At 71.2% G+C, this 2,074-nt stretch carries 1 protein-coding gene; it reads left to right on the top strand.

Features of this window, described 5'->3' with window-relative positions; translation table 11 throughout:
• Positions 1-2,074 (top strand): non-ribosomal peptide synthetase (locus AC08ON_RS15010; RefSeq protein WP_476617186.1); only part of this gene is annotated, 2,074 nt, incomplete at both ends.

The raw sequence follows: 2,074 nt of genomic DNA, 5'->3' as shown, positions 1-2,074 counted from the left end.
TGGTGCTCCTCGCTGCGGTCAACACGATCGACGTCCTCGTCCTGTACCTGGCGGCGCTGTCCGCCGGGCACGCGGTCCTGCTGGTGCCGGGTGACAACGCCGCGTCGACCGACGCCCTGATCACGTCCTATGACCCCGACGTGGTGATCCGCCCGGCCGGCACACGGACCCGCGTCGAGCAGCGGCGGGAGGGCTCGAAGCACGACCTTCATCCGGACCTCGCGCTGCTGCTGAGCACGTCGGGCTCGACGGGCTCACCGAAACTGGTCCGGCTGTCGTACACGAACCTGCAGGCCAATGCCGAGTCGATCGTCGAGTGCCTCGGCCTTCGCCCCGGCGACCGCGCCGCGACGACCCTGCCCCTTTACTACTGCTACGGGCTGTCGGTCGTGCACAGTCACCTCCTGTGCGGGGCCGGTCTGATCCCGACGTCCCTGTCCGTCGTGGACGCCTGCTTCTGGAACCTCTTCCGGGACGGGCAGGGAACCTCGCTGGCTGGCGTCCCCTACACGTTCGACCTGCTCGACAGGATCGGTTTCGACGCGATGTCGCTGCCGCATCTGCGCTACATCACGCAGGCCGGCGGTCGACTGGCGCCGGACCGGGTGGCCCGCTACGCCGAGCTCGGACGACGCAACGGCTGGGACTTCGTCGTGATGTACGGCCAGACCGAGGCCACGGCGCGGATGGCCTGCCTGCCGCCACACCTCGCGCCGACCCACCCCCACACCATCGGAGTCCCGGTCCCGGGCGGGTCGTTCCGGCTCGAGCCGCTGGCCGACCACACTAGGAGCACCGACAGCACCGGGGATCTGGGGCAGCTCGTCTATTCCGGGCCCAACGTCATGATGGGTTACGCGCGGACGGCCTCGGACCTCGCGCTCGGTCCGACGCTCGACGAGCTGCGCACCGGGGACGTCGCGCGCCGCACCGACGACGGCCTGTACGAGATCGTGGGACGGCAGACCAGATTCGCCAAGGTCTTCGGGATCCGGATCGACCTGCAACACGTGGAGGACACCCTCGCCGGCCAGGGGCTCAGCGCCTGCTGCGTGACCAGCGACGACGCCGTCGACGTGATGATCGAGAGCGACCGGGACACGCCTTCGGTCCGCCGGCTGGTCGCGCGGGCCTGCCGGCTGCCGGAGAACGCCGTCCGCGTCCACCCCCTGGCCGCCCTGCCCCGCCTGGCCACCGGCAAACCGGACCTGGTCGCGCTGCAGGAGATCGCCCGCGACGCGCGACCGGCGCGCACGACCGCGCCCACCGGGCGGGACGGACCGTCGGACGGAACAGCCGACGTACGCCGGCTGTTCGCCGAGCTGCTCCACCGCGACGATGTCACCGACGACAGCACCTTCGTGAGCCTGGGCGGCGACTCGCTGTCCTACGTGGAACTGTCACTGCGGCTGGAGGACGCCCTCGGACACCTGCCCGCCGGCTGGCACACCATGGCCGTGCGGGATCTGAAGCCGGCCACGCGACCGAAGCGCAGGGCTGGCGGCTCTGGCAGCTCGATCGAGACCAGCGTGCTGCTCCGGGCGGTCGCGATCGTGCTGATCGTCGGGACGCACGCCAACACCTTCGACACCGTCGGCGGCATCCTCGGGGGCGCCCATCTCCTCATCGCCGTCGCCGGCTACAACTTCGCCCGTTTCCACCTGACCGCGGCGCCGCGGCGCGACCGGGTCCGCGGGCTGCTCCGCAGCATCGCGTACCTCGCGGTGCCGAGCATCGTCTTCATCACCGTACTCGTGCTTGTCATGGACGAACACGGACCCGCCAACATCGTGCTGCTCAACAGCGTGTTCGGGCCGGACCGCGCGGGCCCACCCTGGGAGTTCTGGTTCGTCGAAGCCCTGGTCCAGATCCTGCTGGTCCTCGCGGCCCTGCTCGGCGTGCCGGCGTTCGACCGCTGGCAGCGGCGCCGCCCGTGGGCCGTCGCAGCCGGTGCCCTCGCCGCCGGTCTGCTCACCCGCTTCGACGTCGTGGCCCTACCGCCGGGACCACGCCACACCCAGACGTCGGTGGCGGTGCTCTGGCTGTTCGCGCTGGGATGGGCCACCGCCGCCGC

The sequence above is a fragment of the Frankia sp. CoWAU3 genome (assembly GCF_977971855.1).
This window is presented reverse-complemented; position numbering and strand designations above follow the sequence as displayed.